This window comes from uncultured Alistipes sp. (genome assembly GCF_963931675.1).
In the GTDB taxonomy this organism is placed as follows: Bacteria; Bacteroidota; Bacteroidia; order Bacteroidales; family Rikenellaceae; genus Alistipes.
This window is the reverse complement of the sequence record NZ_OZ007039.1, coordinates 238,529-254,426: the sequence shown is the minus strand read 5'-3', so window position 1 is coordinate 254,426 and position 15,898 is coordinate 238,529. Positions and strand designations below refer to the sequence as shown.

The following is a 15,898-nucleotide window of genomic DNA, read 5'->3' as shown; positions in this document are numbered from 1 at the left end:
AGCTCTTTGCGGGGACAATAAGGACAGGAAAACCGCTCCGAATCATCGGAGCGGTTTTCCTGTCTTTGGAGGATGCTGATCCGGGCTGACCGGGGGCTTTCCCGCCTTTCGGCGGCGTGTTATTCCGCCGCCTGCAACCCGACCGAATCGGCCGTCGGGGTATCGCCCACGTCGATGAGGTTCTCTTCGGAGACACCCAGTGTCCGGTAGTAGTCGTTCAGCTCGGCCACCACGTCGCGGCGCCCGGCATAGCTGGCCAGGTAGTAGACATCGCCCAGCTGGTCGAGCTTTTCGTCGATCAGATCCGAAACCATGTCGCCCTGGGCGCCGTCGAAACGCAGGTAGTATTCGATGTACTCGATCAGCGTGTGGGCATATTCCCGCAACAGGGCGTCGCCCTTTTCGGCAGCCCCTTCGGCGCCCATGGCCGAGGCGGCGTAGTAGGCTTCGAGGAAGGGATAGGTGTTCGAGTCGGTGAAGCGGATCTGCGACGTCGGGAGTCTTTCGAGCCCGAGGTCGAGCAGTTCGACGGCTTCGTCGACGCGGTTCTCGCGCAGCAACTCCTTGGCAACCCGGGCGAACGAGTCGCGGGCGTGCGAGGCCGAGAGGTTGTACTGGATGAAGTAATCGACGTAAACCCGTGGATCGTTGAGGTTTCCGTAGCGGAAGGTCTCCTTGAGCAGTGGCGCGGCGTAATCGGCGTCGATGCGCCCGATCTCGTAGGGGTTCTGCACCGGCGTGAGGATCGGCACGAAACGGTAGGCATAGCCGTCGAACTGGAGGTAGTCCATCAGCCCGAGATCCTGCATGATGTAGACCTGCGTGAGGTAGATCGGACGCTTCCAGTCGAAGTTGGCCAGCATGTCGAGGATCATCAGCTGGTTCTTGTCCAGCGAATTGCGCTTGATGTTGATATACACCGTATCGACCATCTTGTCGCGGTCCTTCTCGGCCACGATCCCCGAGGCGATGGCATTCTCCCTGTTCACGGGCAGGGCGATGCGCTTCGTGGGGATGTAGTCGGCCATGGTACCGTCCGAGAGCTTGATCTGGCTCCGGGGGTCGTCGCTGCGCACAAAGTCGATCACCTCGCGGATATCCACCGCACGGTCGATGCTGTTCGTGACGTAGATCATGTCGTTGTTGTAGGTATACTTGTGCTTGGGCAGCGAGAAGGGTACGCCGGCCGCCTCGTTGGCCCGGGTCTTCATCTCGTCGATGTACCATTCGCCCCCGAGGTACGACGTGTTCATGATCCGCACGTCGGGCCGCACGCCGTAGACCTCCTGGTTGTTCCACAGCGGGAAGGTGTCGTTGTCTCCGTAGTTGAGGATGATCGAGTTGGGCAGTGTCGACTGGAGGTAGTTCCAGCCGATGTCGCGGGCCATGGTGCGGCGCGAACGGTCGTGGTCGTCCCAGTTTTGGGCCGCGAGGATTCCCGGGACACTCAGCGACACGAGTATGGCGGCCGCTGCCGGGACTGCGCTGCGGCGTTTGGTGCACTTCTCGAAGAGGTCGCGCAGGGCCAGCACCCCAAATCCGATCCAGATCGAGAAGGCGTAGAACGATCCGGCATATACGTAGTCGCGTTCACGGGGTTCGCCGGGCGAGGTGTTGAAGTAGAAGACCAGCGCCACGCCCATCATGATAAAGAGCCACATGACGATCGAGAAGTTGCGCGGATCGCGGTTCAACTGGTAGATCAGACCGATCAGCCCCAGCAGGAAGGGCAGGAAATAGTAGGTGTTGCGGCCCTTGTTTTCGGCGATTTCGCGCGGCAGGTTGTCCTGCGGTCCGAGGTACATCTCGTCGATCCAGTCGATTCCCGAGAGCCAGTTTCCGTCGGTGATGGTCGTGCGCGAGGGCTGGATGTCGCTCTGGCGTCCGACGAAATTCCACAGGAAATAGCGCCAGTACATGTACGAGAGCTGGTAGTTGAAGAAGAAGTGGAGGTTTTCGCCGAAGGTCGGCTCCACGATGGTCCGCGTATCGCCGTAGGGGTCTGTATAGACGTGCTTGCGGCCGTAGTCGAGCACCTCGCCGCGCTGCGGGCGGCCCTGGGCGTCGCGTTGGATCTCGCCGTTTTCGTCACGCAGCGTCTCGGTTTTCGTGCGGTAGGCGGCCCACTGCTTGTACTCCTTCTCGCCCTTGGCGTAGTTCCACATCCGCGGGAAGAGGGTCATGAACTCCGGGGCGTGGGTGTAACCCGTCAGTACGGAGGTCCGTTTGTACTTGCCGTCCTCGTCGAGGTACCAGACGTGTTTCTCCTCGACGCCCTCGGGCGGAGCCGAGTACTGGGCGCCGTAGACGAGCGGGCGGCTGCCGTACTGGTCGCGGTTGAGCACCGACAGCAGGGCGTGGGGGTTGTTCGGGTTGTTGGAGTTCATCGGCGGGTTGACCGCGGCGCGGATGGTCATCGAGGCGTAGGACGAGAAGCCGACGAGCACCATCGTGGTCGAGACCAGGAAGAGGTTCAGCACCACGCGGCCCTTTTGGTGGGCTTTCCACGCGGCCCAGCCCAGACCGAGGATCAGCGCCAGGGCGAAGACCGCCATTCCGGAGTTGACGGGCAGCCCGAAGGTATTGACGAAGAGCGTGTCGACCTGGGCCCCGAACCAGACGGTGTAGGGGATGATGATGTTGTTCAGGAAGACGATCAGCGCTCCGGCGAGGAGCGTGGTTCCGACGATGCCCTTCCAGGTGACGCGGTCACTCTTGCGGAAGTAGTAGATGAAGACCAGCGCGGGGATACACAGCAGGTTGAGGATATGCACGCCGATGGAGAGTCCCATGAGGTAGGCGATCAGTACGATCCAGCGCGAGGCGTGGGGCTGGTCGGCCTGCTCCTCCCACTTGAGCATGAGCCAGACGACCAGCGCCGTGAACATCGACGAGAGGGCGTAGACCTCGCCTTCGATGGCCGAGAACCAGAAGGTGTCGGTGAAGGTGTAGGCCAGGGCTCCGACGGCCCCGGCGCCGAGGATGGCGACGATCCCCGGGGTGGTGAGTTCGGCGCCGTTGCGTGTGGCGAGGCGGCGGGCCAGGTGGGTGATCGTCCAGAAGAGGAAGAGGATGCAGAAGGCGCTGGCCAGGGAGTTCATGGCGTTGACGGCCATGCCCACGTAGTCGGGGTTCCCGAAGGCGAAGAGCGTGGCCAGGCGGGCCAGCATCATGAAGAGCGGGGCTCCGGGCGGGTGTCCGACTTCGAGTTTGTAGGAGGTGGCGATGAACTCCGAGCAGTCCCAGAGACTCGACACGGGTTCCATGGTCATCAGGTAGACGACGGCCGCAATGGCGAAGACGCCCCATCCGACGAGGTTGTTCCAGCGTTTGAAAAGATGCATGTCGTTCTGTTCCTAAATACTATTACTGTTTCGGGAAGGGACGGGTCGGGAACCGTGCGGGCTCTTTTCCGCTCACCCCCCCCCGTCTATTTCCGGAATGATCGCAAAAGTAATGATTTAACGCGGTTTTTCCAATCGTTCGTGTGTGGATTGCGTTTTTGTGCCTCCATTTGTTCGTTTTCATGGTCGGGCATCTGCCGTTCCCGGGCGCGTTCGATCCCGGTTTTCGGCTCTTCCTCCTCCTCGTTGGGGCGGGGCGTGCTGCGTGTCCGGGCTTTTTCGGGGCGTACCGACGGATTCGGCGTGTTGCGTTTGGTCCCGGGGCGTGCCGACGGTTGTTTTTCCGGGGCCGATTCTGCCGGTTTCTGTCGCGCGGCCGTTTTCGGGGCCTTTTCGGCGGCGGGGGATGCCGGGGCGCTCCCGACGGTGGAATCTGCCGTCGGCGCACTCTTTTTCCGACGTCTCTTCCGGGGGTTGTCGCCGGATTCCGGGGTGGATGCGGCGGAGGTGGCGGATGCGGGCTGTGATCCGGCCGCGGCTTCCGGTGCGGCCCCGGATCTCGATCCGGTGGGTTCGGCAGGTTTGGTCGCAGCGTGCGAAGGCCGCGAAACTCCGGCTGCGGGTTTCGTCCCGGAGGTTTCGGCCGTTGCGGCGGACGATTCCATCGCTGCAGGTTCGGCCCTTTCGGCACCGGCTTCCTCCGGCCCGTGTCCCGCTCCGTTCTCCGCCTCTTGTCCGCGGTGACGCCTCCGGCGGCGCTTTTTCGGAGCGTTTTCCGCTGTGGAAATTTCGGAAGATTCCCTCTTTTCGGGCTTTTCGAGATGCTCGGAAGGTTGCGGTTGGGGGGTCTTCCCCGTCTTTTCCCCCGGTTCCTCCTTTTCGGCCTTTTCCTGGGCCTCTGCCTGTGGAGAGATTGCGGGGGCCCCGGCAGGTTTTGCGGCGGGGCGTGCCTCCTTCTCTTTCCTCTTCGGGGCTGGGGCCGCTTTCGGCGCAGAGTGCGGGGCGGATCGCCGACCCGCTTTTGCGGCCTGCTTCCGCTCGGCTTCGGCCAGCGCCCGGGCGGCATACTCCGGAACCTCCCCCTCGACGGGAATCGTCAAACCCGTCAGCCGCTGGATGTCGAGCAGGTACTCCAACTCGGCCTCCGAGCAGAACGACCACGCCGCACCGTCACGTCCGGCGCGTCCCGTGCGGCCGATGCGGTGGACGTAGGTCTCGGCCACCTCCGGAAGCTCGTAGTTGATCACTAACGGCAGCTGGTCAATATCGATGCCGCGGGCCGCGATGTCCGTGGCGATCAGTACGCGGCACGCCCCCGACTTGAAATCGTTCATCGCCCTCACGCGGGCGTTCTGCGACTTGTTGCCGTGGAGGGCCGCCGCCTCGATCCCGGTTTTGTTGAGGATGCGGGCGAGCCGGTCGGCGCCGTGTTTCGTGCGGGTGAAGACCAGCACCTGACGCGCCTCCGAATGGCGGAGCAGGTCGATCAGCAGGGCGCTTTTCTCGCTCTTCTCGGCGAAGTGCACCCGCTGGGCAATGGTTTCGACGACCGATGCCGGGGGCGTCACGGACACCAGCTCCGGGTCGTGGAGGATCCGGGCCGCCAGTGCGGCGATCTCCGCGGGCATCGTGGCCGAGAAGAAGAGCGTCTGCCGCCGTTCGGGCAGCAGCGGGAGGATGCGCCGGATGTCGTGGATGAAGCCCATGTCGAGCATCCGGTCGGCCTCGTCGAGGACGAAAAAGCGCAGGTGCGTGAGCGAGATGTAGCCCTGGCCGATGAGGTCGAGCAGGCGTCCGGGCGTGGCGACGAGCAGGTCGACGCCCTGCTGGAGCGCCTCGACCTGCGGGCGCTGGTTCACGCCTCCGAAGATCACGCAGTGGCGGATCGGCATATAGCGGGCGTAGTCGCGGCAGCACTCGTCGATCTGGATGGCCAGTTCGCGCGTCGGCGTGAGGACCAGCGCCCGGATCTCGCGCCGGCCCCGCACGGGCGGCTCTGCGGCGAGCAGCTGGAGGATCGGCAGCGTGAAGGCTGCGGTCTTGCCCGTACCGGTTTGGGCGCAGCCCTGCAGGTCGCGGCCCCGGAGTACGGGCGGAATGGCTTGTTCCTGAATGGGGGTGGGGTTTTCGTAACCCTTCTCTTCGATGGCGCGCAACAGCGGCGCGGAGAGTCCTAAATCCTGAAAATTTATCATAAATCAGGGCAAAGGTACGATAATTTTTCGGGATAACGCATAAAATTCGTATCTTTACCCGTTCAAAACGACGATAAACGGAGGAAATTATGGAATCCAAACTTGTGATTTACAATACGCTCACCCGCCGCAAGGAGGAGTTCGAGCCGCTCGTCGAGGGACGGGTCGGGATGTACGTCTGCGGACCGACGGTCTACGGGGACCCGCATCTGGGCCATGCCCGTCCGGCCGTAACCTTCGACCTGCTGTTCCGCTACCTCAAGGCTTCGGGGTACAAGGTCCGTTACGTGCGCAACGTCACCGACGTGGGGCACCTCGAACACGATGCCGACGAGGGCGAGGACAAGATCGCCAAGAAGGCCCGCCTCGAACAGCTGGAACCCATGGAGGTGGCCCACTACTATACGGAGCGCTACCACCGCGCGATGGATGCGCTGAACGTCGAGTCGCCCTCGATCGAACCCTGCGCCTCGGGACACATCATCGAGCAGATCGCCTTCGTGAAGCGGATTCTCGACGCGGGATTCGCCTACGAGTCGAACGGCTCGGTCTACTTCGACGTCGAGAAGTACAACGAAAAATACAACTACGGACGTCTGTCGGGCCGCAACCTCGACGACATCGTGACCAACACGCGCGAACTGGACGGACAGTCCGACAAGCGCCATTCGTATGACTTCGCGTTGTGGAAGAAGGCCTCGCCGGAGCACATCATGCGGTGGCCCTCGCCCTGGAGCGACGGCTTCCCCGGCTGGCACATGGAGTGCTCGGCCATGTCGACGCGCTACCTCGGGGAGCGTTTCGACATCCACGGCGGAGGCATGGACCTCATGTTCCCGCACCATGAGTGCGAGATCGCTCAGTCGACCGCGGCGCTGGGGCACGACTCGGCACGCTACTGGGTGCACAACAACATGATCACGATCAACGGCCAGAAGATGGGCAAGTCGCTCGGGAACTTCATCACCCTTGAAGAGCTCTTTACGGGTAGCCACCGCCTGCTGGCCCAGGCCTATTCGCCGATGACGATCCGCTTCTTCGTGCTGCAGGCCCACTACCGCTCGACGCTCGACTTCTCGAACGAGGCGCTGCAGGCCGCCGAAAAGGGCCTCGACCGCCTGATGAAGGGTATCGAGACGCTGGACAAGATCAGGCCCGCGGCCGCATCGACCGTGCAGCCCGCGGAGCTGGAGGAGCGCTGCCGGACGGCAATGGACGACGACCTGAACTCGCCGATGGTCATCTCGGCGCTGTTCGACTGGGTGCGTACGATCAACCTGCTCTCCGACGGAAAGGAGACCATCACGGCCGAAGACCTCGAAGCGCTGAAAGCCACCGTGCACCGCTACGCCTTCGACATCCTGGGCCTGCGCGACGAAAAGGCCGCCGGAACGGCTGCCGGACGCGACTACGTGACGCCGCTCGTGGAGATGCTGCTCGACATCCGTCAGGGCGCCAAGGCCGCGAAGGACTGGGCTACTTCGGACCGCATCCGCGACGGGCTGACCGCCGCCGGAATCCGTGTCAAGGACCGCAAGGACGGCTCGGACTGGGAACTCGAATAGCCAAAAAACGGAGGATGGAAGAGAGAAGGAGCGCGAAAAACAGGGCCGGGGCCAGCACCCGGGGCGTCTGCCGGATAACGGCGGTGTGCATGACGGCGGTCGTTGCCGCGATGCTCTTTGCGGGCTGCTCGTCGAATGTCTATCTGCAGAGCCGCAAGCGGACGTCGGTCACCGAAGGAATGCCCGATGCCCGGCAGCTGGACACCCTCTGCCGCCACCGGATGCCGGTTGACGCCGAAGAGTGCTACGACCTGCTGCTCGGGGTGCTGCTCTCCGAAGGCTGTCTGATCGAGAGTGCCGACCGGGCCTCGGGGCTCGTTGTGGCGCGGCAGGTGCTGCCGTCCGAAGAACTGACCCTCGTGCCGATGGCCGGGGAGATCCGGCGTCTGAGCTTCCTTGTGCAGCCGGCACACCTCACCAGCGAGGTGCGGTTGACGGTCTATGTCTCACGACAATGGTATTCGGGCGAGGCCTCGGTCTTCACGACCGAGGAGCTGGGCCTCTCGACCGATCCGGAGATCTACCGCGCCTGGTTTGAAAAACTCGACCGCGCGGTGCCCCTGTAGGGGTTGCGAGGCCGCGGGACGCTGCGGCAGGGGTTGCATGGGTGCAGGATGTTGCGGCAGGGGTTGCAAGGAGTCTTGCCGTGAAGACCCGGACCGCACTCCGGACGTCACGCCTGGAAAAAGAAGTGAATGAGGAATCTCTAAGCGAACAATAGAAAAAATTTATGGCGGAACTCAAAGTAGCGGCTTTGGAGCTCGGAACCGAACGAATCCGCAAGTTGCTTATTCAGTATGCCGTGCCGGCGATCATCGCCATGACGGCATCTTCGCTCTACAACATGGTCGACAGTATCTTCATCGGCCATGGCGTCGGCCCGCTGGCCATTTCGGGTCTGGCGCTGACCTTCCCGCTGATGAACCTCGCCGCAGCGTTCGGATCGCTGGTCGGCGTGGGTGCCGCGACCCTCGTGTCGATGCGCCTCGGGCAGCGGGACTATGAAACGGCCCAGCGCGTCCTGGGCAACGTCGTGGTGCTCAACTGCATCATCGGTATCGGATTCGGGATCCTCGCCCTGCTGTTCCTCGACCCGATCCTCTACTTCTTCGGGGCCAGCGAGGCTACGATCGGCTACGCCCGCGAGTACATGGTCATCATTCTCCTGGGAAATGTCATCACCCATCTTTACCTGGGCCTGAACTCCATCCTGCGGGCGGCCGGACACCCCCGCAAGTCGATGTATGCCACGATCAATACGGTGATCATCAACGCCATCCTCGACCCGATCTTCATCTTCTGGTTCGACTGGGGAATCCGCGGCGCGGCCATCGCTACCGTGCTGGCGCAGATCATCTCGCTGATATGGCAGTTCCGCATCCTCTCGAACCGCGGGGAGCTGCTCCATTTCCGGCGCGGCATCTACCGCCTGCGGCGCAAGATCGTCCGCGACATCCTGGCCATCGGCATGTCGCCCTTTTTGATGAACCTTGCGGCGTGCTTCATCGTGATCCTGATCAACAAGGGGCTGAAGGAGTTCGGCGGCGACCTGATGATCGGCGCCTACGGTATCGTCAACCGCCTCGGCTTCTTCTTCGTGATGATCGTCATGGGTATCAACCAGGGAATGCAGCCCATCGCCGGATACAACTATGGCGCACGGCAGTTCGACCGGGTGCTGCGGGTCCTGAAGTTGACGATGATCGGCGCCACGTGCATCACGACGGCCGGATTCCTGATCGGCGAACTGTTCCCGCGCCTGGCCGTAAGCCTTTTCACCACCGACGAGGAGCTGATTCGGCTCTCGATCGAGGGAATGCGTATCACCTTCATCTGCTATCCGATCATCGGCTTCCAGATGGTGGCCACGAACTTCTTCATGAGTATCGGCATGGCCTCGAAGGCGATCTTCCTGTCGCTGTCGCGGCAGCTGCTGTTCCTGATGCCGTTCCTGATCTTCCTGCCGCACATCTTCGATGCCTATACGCCGTGGGACGGCAGCTGGGGCGTCTGGTGCTCGATGCCGCTGTCGGACCTCCTGGCCTCGATCGTGGCCTTCTTCATGCTGACTTACCAACTGCGGAAATTCCGGGCCATGAAGCCTGCCGTTTCCGCCGAAAACCCGCAATGACCTATGGAACGCGAAAAATTCGTTATCAATATCGGCCGCCAGTTGGGCAGCGGCGGCAAACTCATCGGCGAGATCATCGCCCGGCGGCTGGGTGTCAAGCTCTACGACAAGGAGCTCATTAACCTGGCAGCCCGCGAGAGCGGTCTCTGTGCGGAGTGCTTCGAGCAGGCCGACGAACGGAGCCGCAAAGGGGTATTTGCAACGTTGATCGGCTACCTGCGGGCTCCGTTCACGGGCTACGAAGGCGGCAATTCGAACAACATTCTGGCCAACGAATCGCTGTTCCGGATCCAGAGCGACGTGATCCGCAACATCGCGGCGAACGAATCGGCGATCTTCGTGGGACGCTGCGCGGACTACATCCTGCGTGAGCATCCGCGGTGTGTGAACGTCTTCATCACGGCCGACGAAGGGGACCGCTGTACACGTCTCTGCGGGCGGCTGCACTGTACCGAGGCGGAGGCCCGGGCCCTGATGGAGCGTACGGACGAACAGCGGGCTTCGTACTACAACTATTACAGTTCGCGGACCTGGGGCGAGGCGGCGACCTACCACCTGTGCGTGAACTCTTCGGTGCTGGGCGACGAGGGCACGGCGGATTTCATCCTGGAGTTCGCCGCACGGAAACTCCACGAGCAATTTTAGACGGGAAAGAGATATGGTTTTATCCGAACAGATCAAGGAACTCGAAACGCGCCGCGAGGCGCTGGAACGCTGCCTGGACATCGAGCAGAAGCGCATCGACCTGCGCAACGAGGAGGAGAAGACCCAGGAGCCGAACTTCTGGGACGATCCCGACCGGGCGCGGGAGCAGCTGCGCAAGGTGGCGGGGATCAAGGCGTGGGTCGAGGATTACGATGCGATCCGCAAGGATGTCGAGGACCTCGCGCTGATGCCCGACTTCGTGAAGGAGGGGGTCGTGAGCGAGGAGGAGATGGACGCGCACTACGCCGCGACGCTCGAAAAGGTCGAGAAGCTCGAACTGCGCAACATGTTGCGTCGCGACGAGGACAAATTGGGCGCCATCATGGACATCAACGCCGGGGCGGGCGGCACCGAGGCGCTGGACTGGGCGTCGATGCTGCTGCGCATGTACACGCGCTGGGGCGAGGCCCACGGCTACAAGGTCAAGGTGCTGGACTACCAGGCCGGGGACGAGGTGGGTGTGAAGTCGTGCACGATCGAGTTCGAGGGTGAGTACGCCTATGGCTACCTCAAGAGCGAGAACGGCGTGCACCGCATGGTGCGTCTCTCGCCCTTCAACGCCAACAACAAGCGGCAGACGACCTTTGCGTCGGTCTTCGTCTCGCCGGCCGTCGACGACACGATCGAGATCACGATCAACCCGGCGGACATCGAGTGGGACACGTTCCGCTCGTCGGGGGCCGGGGGTCAGAACGTCAACAAGGTGGAGACGGCCGTGCGGCTGCGCTACCACGGCAAGGACCCCGATACGGGCGAACCGGTCGAATATCTGATCGAGAACATGGAGACGCGCTCGCAGTTGATGAACCGCGAGAACGCGATGCGGATCCTGCGGTCGAAGCTCTACCAGCGGGAACTGGACAAGCGCATGGCCACGCAGCAGGCGCTGGAAGCCTCGAAGAAGAAGATCGAGTGGGGCTCGCAGATCCGCTCGTACGTCTTCGACGACCGCCGTGTGAAGGACCACCGCACGGGGGTTCAGACCTCGGCCGTGGAGGCGGTGATGGACGGCGATCTGGATGCCTTCATCAAGGCCTACCTGATGGAGTTCGGCGGCCAGGCATAGCCCAGGGGCCGGGGAGTCGTGACCAGGGGGCTGGACGGAGACCGGAGGTCGGGAGCCGGGGCCGGAGGTTGCCGTGCGCACCTTGTCTCCGTATCGGCGGCGCAGTATCCGGTCGCGGAAGCAGGCTTCGCACACCTCCGGAGCCGTCAGCGTGCGGAAGGGGCGGGAAGGGTATTCCGGGTGCCCCGACTGAAACGGGCTGAATCGGTGAACTCAGCGGCCCGGACCGGGATGGCCGATCCCAACAGGAGCAGCAACCAGAGCGTTCTCATGACGGAGGATTTTTCGATTGTATCTCTCCAAGATAGCTGAAAATCAACGGTGAAGCATATGATAAAGCGCCTTTTCTCGATCGGGTCCGCGGCTGTTGCGGGCCTTGCGGCGGTCGCCGTCGGTGTGGCGGCGATCGTGATGCCGGTGCCCGCCGCGGCAGGGAACAGACCGGAGGGCTCCGGCGTGTTGGTCGGCATGACCGATACGGCCGCCTACTTCCCGCTGCTGCGCGGGCGTCGCGTCGCCGTGCTGGCCAACCATACCTCCGTGGCCGCGATGCCCGGAGCCGTGGGGACTGCTGGGCGCCCGCTGACCGTCGATGCCGCCGGAAGGGTCCATCTGGTCGATCTGCTCCACGAAAGCGGCTTCGATGTCGTGGCGATCTTCTCGCCCGAACACGGATTCCGCGGCACGGCCGATGCCGGGGAGAAGGTCGCCGGGTCGGTCGATGCCCGCACGGGCATTCCGATCCGCTCGCTCTACGACGGACGCACGCTGCGCCCCTCGGACGAGGTGATGCGTTCGTTCGACGTGCTGGTCGTCGACATGCAGGACGTCGGGCTGCGCTTCTACACCTACTATATCTCGATGCTGCGGATGATGGATGCTTCGGCCGAATTCGGACGGCCGGTCATCGTTCTCGATCGCCCGAACCCCAACGGCGACAAGGTCGAGGGGCCGCTGCTCGACAGGAAGTACAAGTCGGGCGTCGGGGCACTGCCGATCCCGGTGCTGCACGGCCTGACGATGGGCGAGATCGCCCGCATGGCCGTAGGTGAGGGGTGGGCCCGGCGGTGCGACCTGACCGTAGTCCCGTGCCGCAACTACACCCACGCCACGGAGTACGTGCTTCCCGTCGCGCCGTCGCCGAATCTCCCGACGCAGCGGGCCGTCTACCTCTATGCGGCGCTGTGCCCTTTCGAGGGGACGGTCGTGAGCCTCGGGCGCGGCACCGACAAGCCGTTCGAAATCTACGGTCACCCCGATCTCAAAGGGCGGACCTTCACCTTCACGCCGCGCCCGACCCCCGGGGCAAAACATCCGCCGCTCGAAGGCCGCCTGTGCCGGGGCGAGGATTTGAGCCGTCTGCCGCTTGACGAGGCCCGCATGACCGGATTTTCGCTGCAATACGTCATCGACGCCTGTGCCGATCTCGGGCTGGGCGAGTCTTTCTTCACGCCGATGTTCGAGAAACTGGTCGGCGTGGGGTGGATCCGCAAGATGATCCTCGACGGGGCCACGGATGCCGAGATCCGGGCCCGCTGGGAGCCCGAAGCCGCGGCTTTCCGGCAGCTCCGGGCAAAATACCTCCTGTACGAATAGCGACGGCCTTCGATGAAAAGCGGCGGCACGCCCGGCAAAGGGTGTACCGCCGCTTTTTTGTCCGGTCCGCATCCGTTTCGGCCGTGCTGCTTGATACGGTCGTGGGTGTGCCGCCGCTTTTTGTGGCGTTCGGTCCTGTCGGAGCCGCTTGTTGCGTCTCCGAAGCAATATCCGCCCGTTTCTTGCTCTGTCTGGCCGCCTCCGTTCCGGTGTCTGGCCCCTCCCTTCCCGGCGGATCAGTCGATCTCCGACGTCGCAATCCGGTCGGCTTCGGTCAGGGGACGCAGCACGCGGCAGGGATTCCCCACGGCAATGACCCGCGGCGGGATGTCGCGCGAAACGACGCTCCCGGCACCGATCACGGCCCCCTCGCCGATCGTCACCCCGCGCAGGATGACCGCATTGCCGCCGATCCAGACGTTGTCGCCGATCACGACGGGCAGCGACTGCATGATCCCCTCGTTGCGCTGGTCCGCCAGCAGGGCGTGGTGTACGGTGTAGATTCCCACGTTGGGGCCGATGTAGACGTGGCTGCCGATCGTCACGGGAGCCTCGTCGAGGATCGTGAGGTTGAAGTTCCCGACGAAGTGGTCCCCCACGGAGATCTGCGCCCCGAAGTCGCAGTGGAACGGGCTGTGGAGGCAGGGCGCCTCGCCGGCGTGGCCGAAGAGTTTCCGGATGATCGTCTCGCGCTCTTCGCGGCGGGAGGGCGGCAACTGGTTGAGGCGGAAGCAGAGTTCCTCGGCGCGGAGCAGGGCGGAGCCGATTTCGGGCGTCACGGCGTGGAGCCAGCGCCCCGAGCGCATCTTTTCGAGGTCGTTCATGTTATTGATTTTCGGTGAAATGTTCGTAAATGCGTTTCGAGATGGCCGCAATCACAGCTGCGTTCGCCGCATCGTCGGCCGGGGAGTCGGTGACCAGCACCGTCACGCAGTAGCGGCGGCCGTCGGGCAGTACGACATAGCCGGCGTCGTTGTCGGCGATGCGGAGCCCCTCCGGCGTGCGGTCCGACGAACCGGTCTTGTGGCCGAGGACGACCCCTTCGGGAAGCCCTGCGCGGAGTTTGTTCGCGCCGGTCGTCGCGCCCTCCAGCAACTGCCGCAGCAGGACCTCATGTTCCGGTGCCAGCAGCCCGCCTTCGAGGAAGCGGGCGAAGAGTGCGCAGACGGCCGAAGGGCGTGCGACGTTGATCCGCTGGTTGGCAGGATCGAGGTGCATCGAGCGCTCCGTGGCGGCGATCCGGAACCTTTCGATCCCGGCCCTCTCCCGCACGTAGCGCTCCACGGAGTCGGGGCCTCCGACGTAGGCCAGCAGGCGGTCGCAGGCGATGTTGTCGCTCAGCGACGTGCTGTATCGCAACAGTTCGCCGAGCGTCACCCCTCCGCCCGTCGCCGGCAGGGAGTCGCGCAGCGGGCTGTAGGTGCCGGGATCGAGCCATTCGGGGCCCACCTCGACGGGCGTCGTGAGTGGAGTTCCCTCCGCGGCGGCCTTGTCCAGCACGGCCAGGGCCAGCGGGAACTTGAAGACGCTCAACAGCGGCAGCAGCGTGTCCTGTCGGGCGATGGTCTTCCCGTCGGGTGTGCGGACGGCAATGCCGATCCGGGCCTCGGGGAGCGTTGCCGCGAGTTGTTCCAGATCTTGTTCGAGGCTCCGGGAGCGGGGACCGCAGGCCGTCAGGAGCAGTATCCCCACGTAAAACAGTAGCCGCATCATGGGCACATGGCATAAAAAACACGCCCCGGAAAGCATCCCGAGGCGTGATTGACGGTTATTGCCGTTCGTTACTCCGAAACGATTGCTTCGCTCGGGCAAACGCCTGCGCAGGTGCCGCAGTCGATGCACTTGTCGGGATCGATGACATAGATGTCGCCGGCCGAGATGGCCTCTACCGGGCACTCGCCGATGCAGGTCCCGCAAGCTACGCAGGAATCAGTGATTTTGTAAGCCATTGTTTTTCGTGTTTATGGTTAATGTGTGTAGTGCAAATATAGAAACTTATTTGATAATATCAAAACCCGTATAGGGAATCAGCACCTCGGGAATGCGGATTCCTTCCGGGGTCTGGAAGTTTTCGAGCAGCGCTGCCACGATACGCGGCAGGGCGAGCGACGAACCGTTGAGCGTATGGGCCAGGTGGATCTTCTTCTCGGCGTCGCGGTAGCGGAGTTTCAGACGGTTGGCCTGGAACGACTCGAAGTTCGAGACCGACGAAACCTCCAGCCAGCGCTTCTGCGCCTCGGAGTAGACCTCGAAGTCGTAGGTCAGGGCCGAGGTGAAGGACATGTCTCCGCCGCAGAGCCGCAGGATGCGGTACGGAAGGCCGAGCGACTTGACCAGCGTCTCCACATGGGCCACCATGCCGTCCAGGGCCTCGTAGGAAACCTCGGGCAGCGACAACTGCACGATCTCCACCTTGTCGAACTGGTGCAGACGGTTCAGGCCGCGCACGTCCTTGCCGTAGGAGCCGGCCTCGCGGCGGAAGCACGGCGTGTAGGCCGTCATCTTTACGGGGAAGTCCTTCTCGTCGAGGATCACGTCGCGGTAGATGTTCGTCACGGGCACCTCGGCCGTCGGCACGAGGTAGAAGTTGTCGACCGTGGCGTGGTACATCTGCCCCTCCTTGTCGGGGAGCTGTCCGGTCCCGAATCCCGACGCCTCGTTGACCATCACCGGAGGTTCGACCTCCAGGTATCCGGCGCGGGTGTTGCAGTCGAGGAAGTAGTTGATCAGCGCGCGCTGCAGGCGGGCCCCCTTGCCCTTGTAGACGGGGAATCCGGCCCCGGTGAGCTTCACGCCCAGGTCGAAGTCGATGATGTCGTACTTCTTGGCCAGCTCCCAGTGGGGCAGCGGGTTCTCGGGCAGCGTGGTGTAGCTCTCGACGAGTTTTACGACGAGGTTGTCCTCGGCCGTCTTGCCTTCGGGAACGATCTCGGCCGGGAAGTTCGGCAGCGTGACGAGCGCGGCCTGCAGTTCCTGCTGCACGTCGTTCGACTCGGCCTGCAGGCGTGTCGACTTCTCCTTGAGGTCCGTCACGAAGTGTTTGCGCTCCTCGGCCTCGTCGCGGCGTCCCTGCCCCATCAGGGCGCCGATCTCCTTGGCGGCCTTGTTCTGGGCGGCCAGCGTGTTGTCGAGTTCGAGCTGGATGGCCTTGCGGCGGTCGTCGAGCGTGAGGATCTGGTCGATGACGGGGGCGGCGTCGACGCCCTTCTTGGCGAGTTTGCGGATCGCGGCCTCGCGGTCGTCGCGGATTTGCTTGATCGTAAGCATGGTATCGGATGTTTTTTGTGTTTTCGCGT

Annotated in this window: 11 protein-coding genes and 1 pseudogene; 6 read left to right on the top strand and 6 right to left on the bottom strand. The window is 63.3% G+C overall.

Annotated elements, in window-relative coordinates; all coding sequences use genetic code 11:
- Positions 1 to 119 precede the first annotated feature (119 nt).
- Together ABGT65_RS01130 and ABGT65_RS01125 are read right to left on the bottom strand one after the other, a co-directional pair.
- Positions 120 to 3,344: a DUF2723 domain-containing protein gene (locus ABGT65_RS01130; protein ID WP_346699381.1), complete on the bottom strand. Its 3,225-nt coding sequence runs from the start codon at positions 3,342 to 3,344 to the stop codon at positions 120 to 122.
- Positions 3,345 to 4,423: 1,079 nt separating this feature from the next.
- Positions 4,424 to 5,536, bottom strand: a pseudogene (locus ABGT65_RS01125) (DEAD/DEAH box helicase); the annotation flags it as partial.
- A gap of 92 nt (positions 5,537 to 5,628) precedes the next feature.
- Between ABGT65_RS01125 and cysS the strand changes: the two are divergent.
- From cysS to ABGT65_RS01095, 6 genes are all read left to right on the top strand, one after another.
- Positions 5,629 to 7,104 carry a cysteine--tRNA ligase gene (gene cysS / locus ABGT65_RS01120; protein WP_346699380.1) on the top strand — a complete coding sequence of 492 codons (1,476 nt, stop codon included), beginning with the start codon at positions 5,629 to 5,631 and terminating at the stop codon, positions 7,102 to 7,104.
- A 14-nt stretch (positions 7,105 to 7,118) separates the two neighbouring features.
- Complete coding sequence (locus ABGT65_RS01115; RefSeq protein ID WP_346699379.1) at positions 7,119 to 7,670, top strand: hypothetical protein; 552 nt, start codon at positions 7,119 to 7,121, stop codon at positions 7,668 to 7,670.
- A 164-nt stretch (positions 7,671 to 7,834) separates the two neighbouring features.
- Positions 7,835 to 9,235, top strand: a complete 1,401-nt coding sequence (locus tag ABGT65_RS01110; protein WP_346699378.1) for an MATE family efflux transporter — start codon at positions 7,835 to 7,837, stop codon at positions 9,233 to 9,235.
- Positions 9,236 to 9,238: 3 nt separating this feature from the next.
- Entirely contained in the window at positions 9,239 to 9,880 is a 642-nt protein-coding gene (locus tag ABGT65_RS01105; RefSeq protein ID WP_346699377.1) for a cytidylate kinase-like family protein, read from the top strand.
- A 13-nt stretch (positions 9,881 to 9,893) separates the two neighbouring features.
- Positions 9,894 to 11,006, top strand: a complete 1,113-nt coding sequence (gene prfB / locus ABGT65_RS01100) for a peptide chain release factor 2 (RefSeq protein WP_346699376.1) — start codon at positions 9,894 to 9,896, stop codon at positions 11,004 to 11,006.
- 411 nt (positions 11,007 to 11,417) lie between these two features.
- The gene (locus tag ABGT65_RS01095; protein WP_346703035.1) at positions 11,418 to 12,602 is read left to right on the top strand and encodes a DUF1343 domain-containing protein; all 1,185 of its coding nucleotides are present in this window, start codon (positions 11,418 to 11,420) and stop codon (positions 12,600 to 12,602) included.
- A gap of 236 nt (positions 12,603 to 12,838) precedes the next feature.
- Here ABGT65_RS01095 and ABGT65_RS01090 read toward each other — a convergent pair whose 3' ends face one another.
- The 4 genes from ABGT65_RS01090 to serS form a co-directional block, all read right to left on the bottom strand.
- On the bottom strand, positions 12,839 to 13,426 hold the full coding sequence (locus ABGT65_RS01090) for a sugar O-acetyltransferase (RefSeq protein WP_346699375.1): 588 nt from the start codon (positions 13,424 to 13,426) through the stop codon (positions 12,839 to 12,841).
- Position 13,427: 1 nt separating this feature from the next.
- Positions 13,428 to 14,315 carry a class A beta-lactamase gene (gene bla / locus ABGT65_RS01085; RefSeq protein WP_346699374.1) on the bottom strand — a complete coding sequence of 296 codons (888 nt, stop codon included), beginning with the start codon at positions 14,313 to 14,315 and terminating at the stop codon, positions 13,428 to 13,430.
- 68 nt (positions 14,316 to 14,383) lie between these two features.
- Positions 14,384 to 14,551: a DUF362 domain-containing protein gene (locus ABGT65_RS01080; RefSeq protein ID WP_087260820.1), complete on the bottom strand. Its 168-nt coding sequence runs from the start codon at positions 14,549 to 14,551 to the stop codon at positions 14,384 to 14,386.
- Positions 14,552 to 14,597: 46 nt separating this feature from the next.
- Positions 14,598 to 15,869: a serine--tRNA ligase gene (gene serS / locus ABGT65_RS01075; RefSeq protein ID WP_346699373.1), complete on the bottom strand. Its 1,272-nt coding sequence runs from the start codon at positions 15,867 to 15,869 to the stop codon at positions 14,598 to 14,600.
- Positions 15,870 to 15,898: the final 29 nt, after the last annotated feature.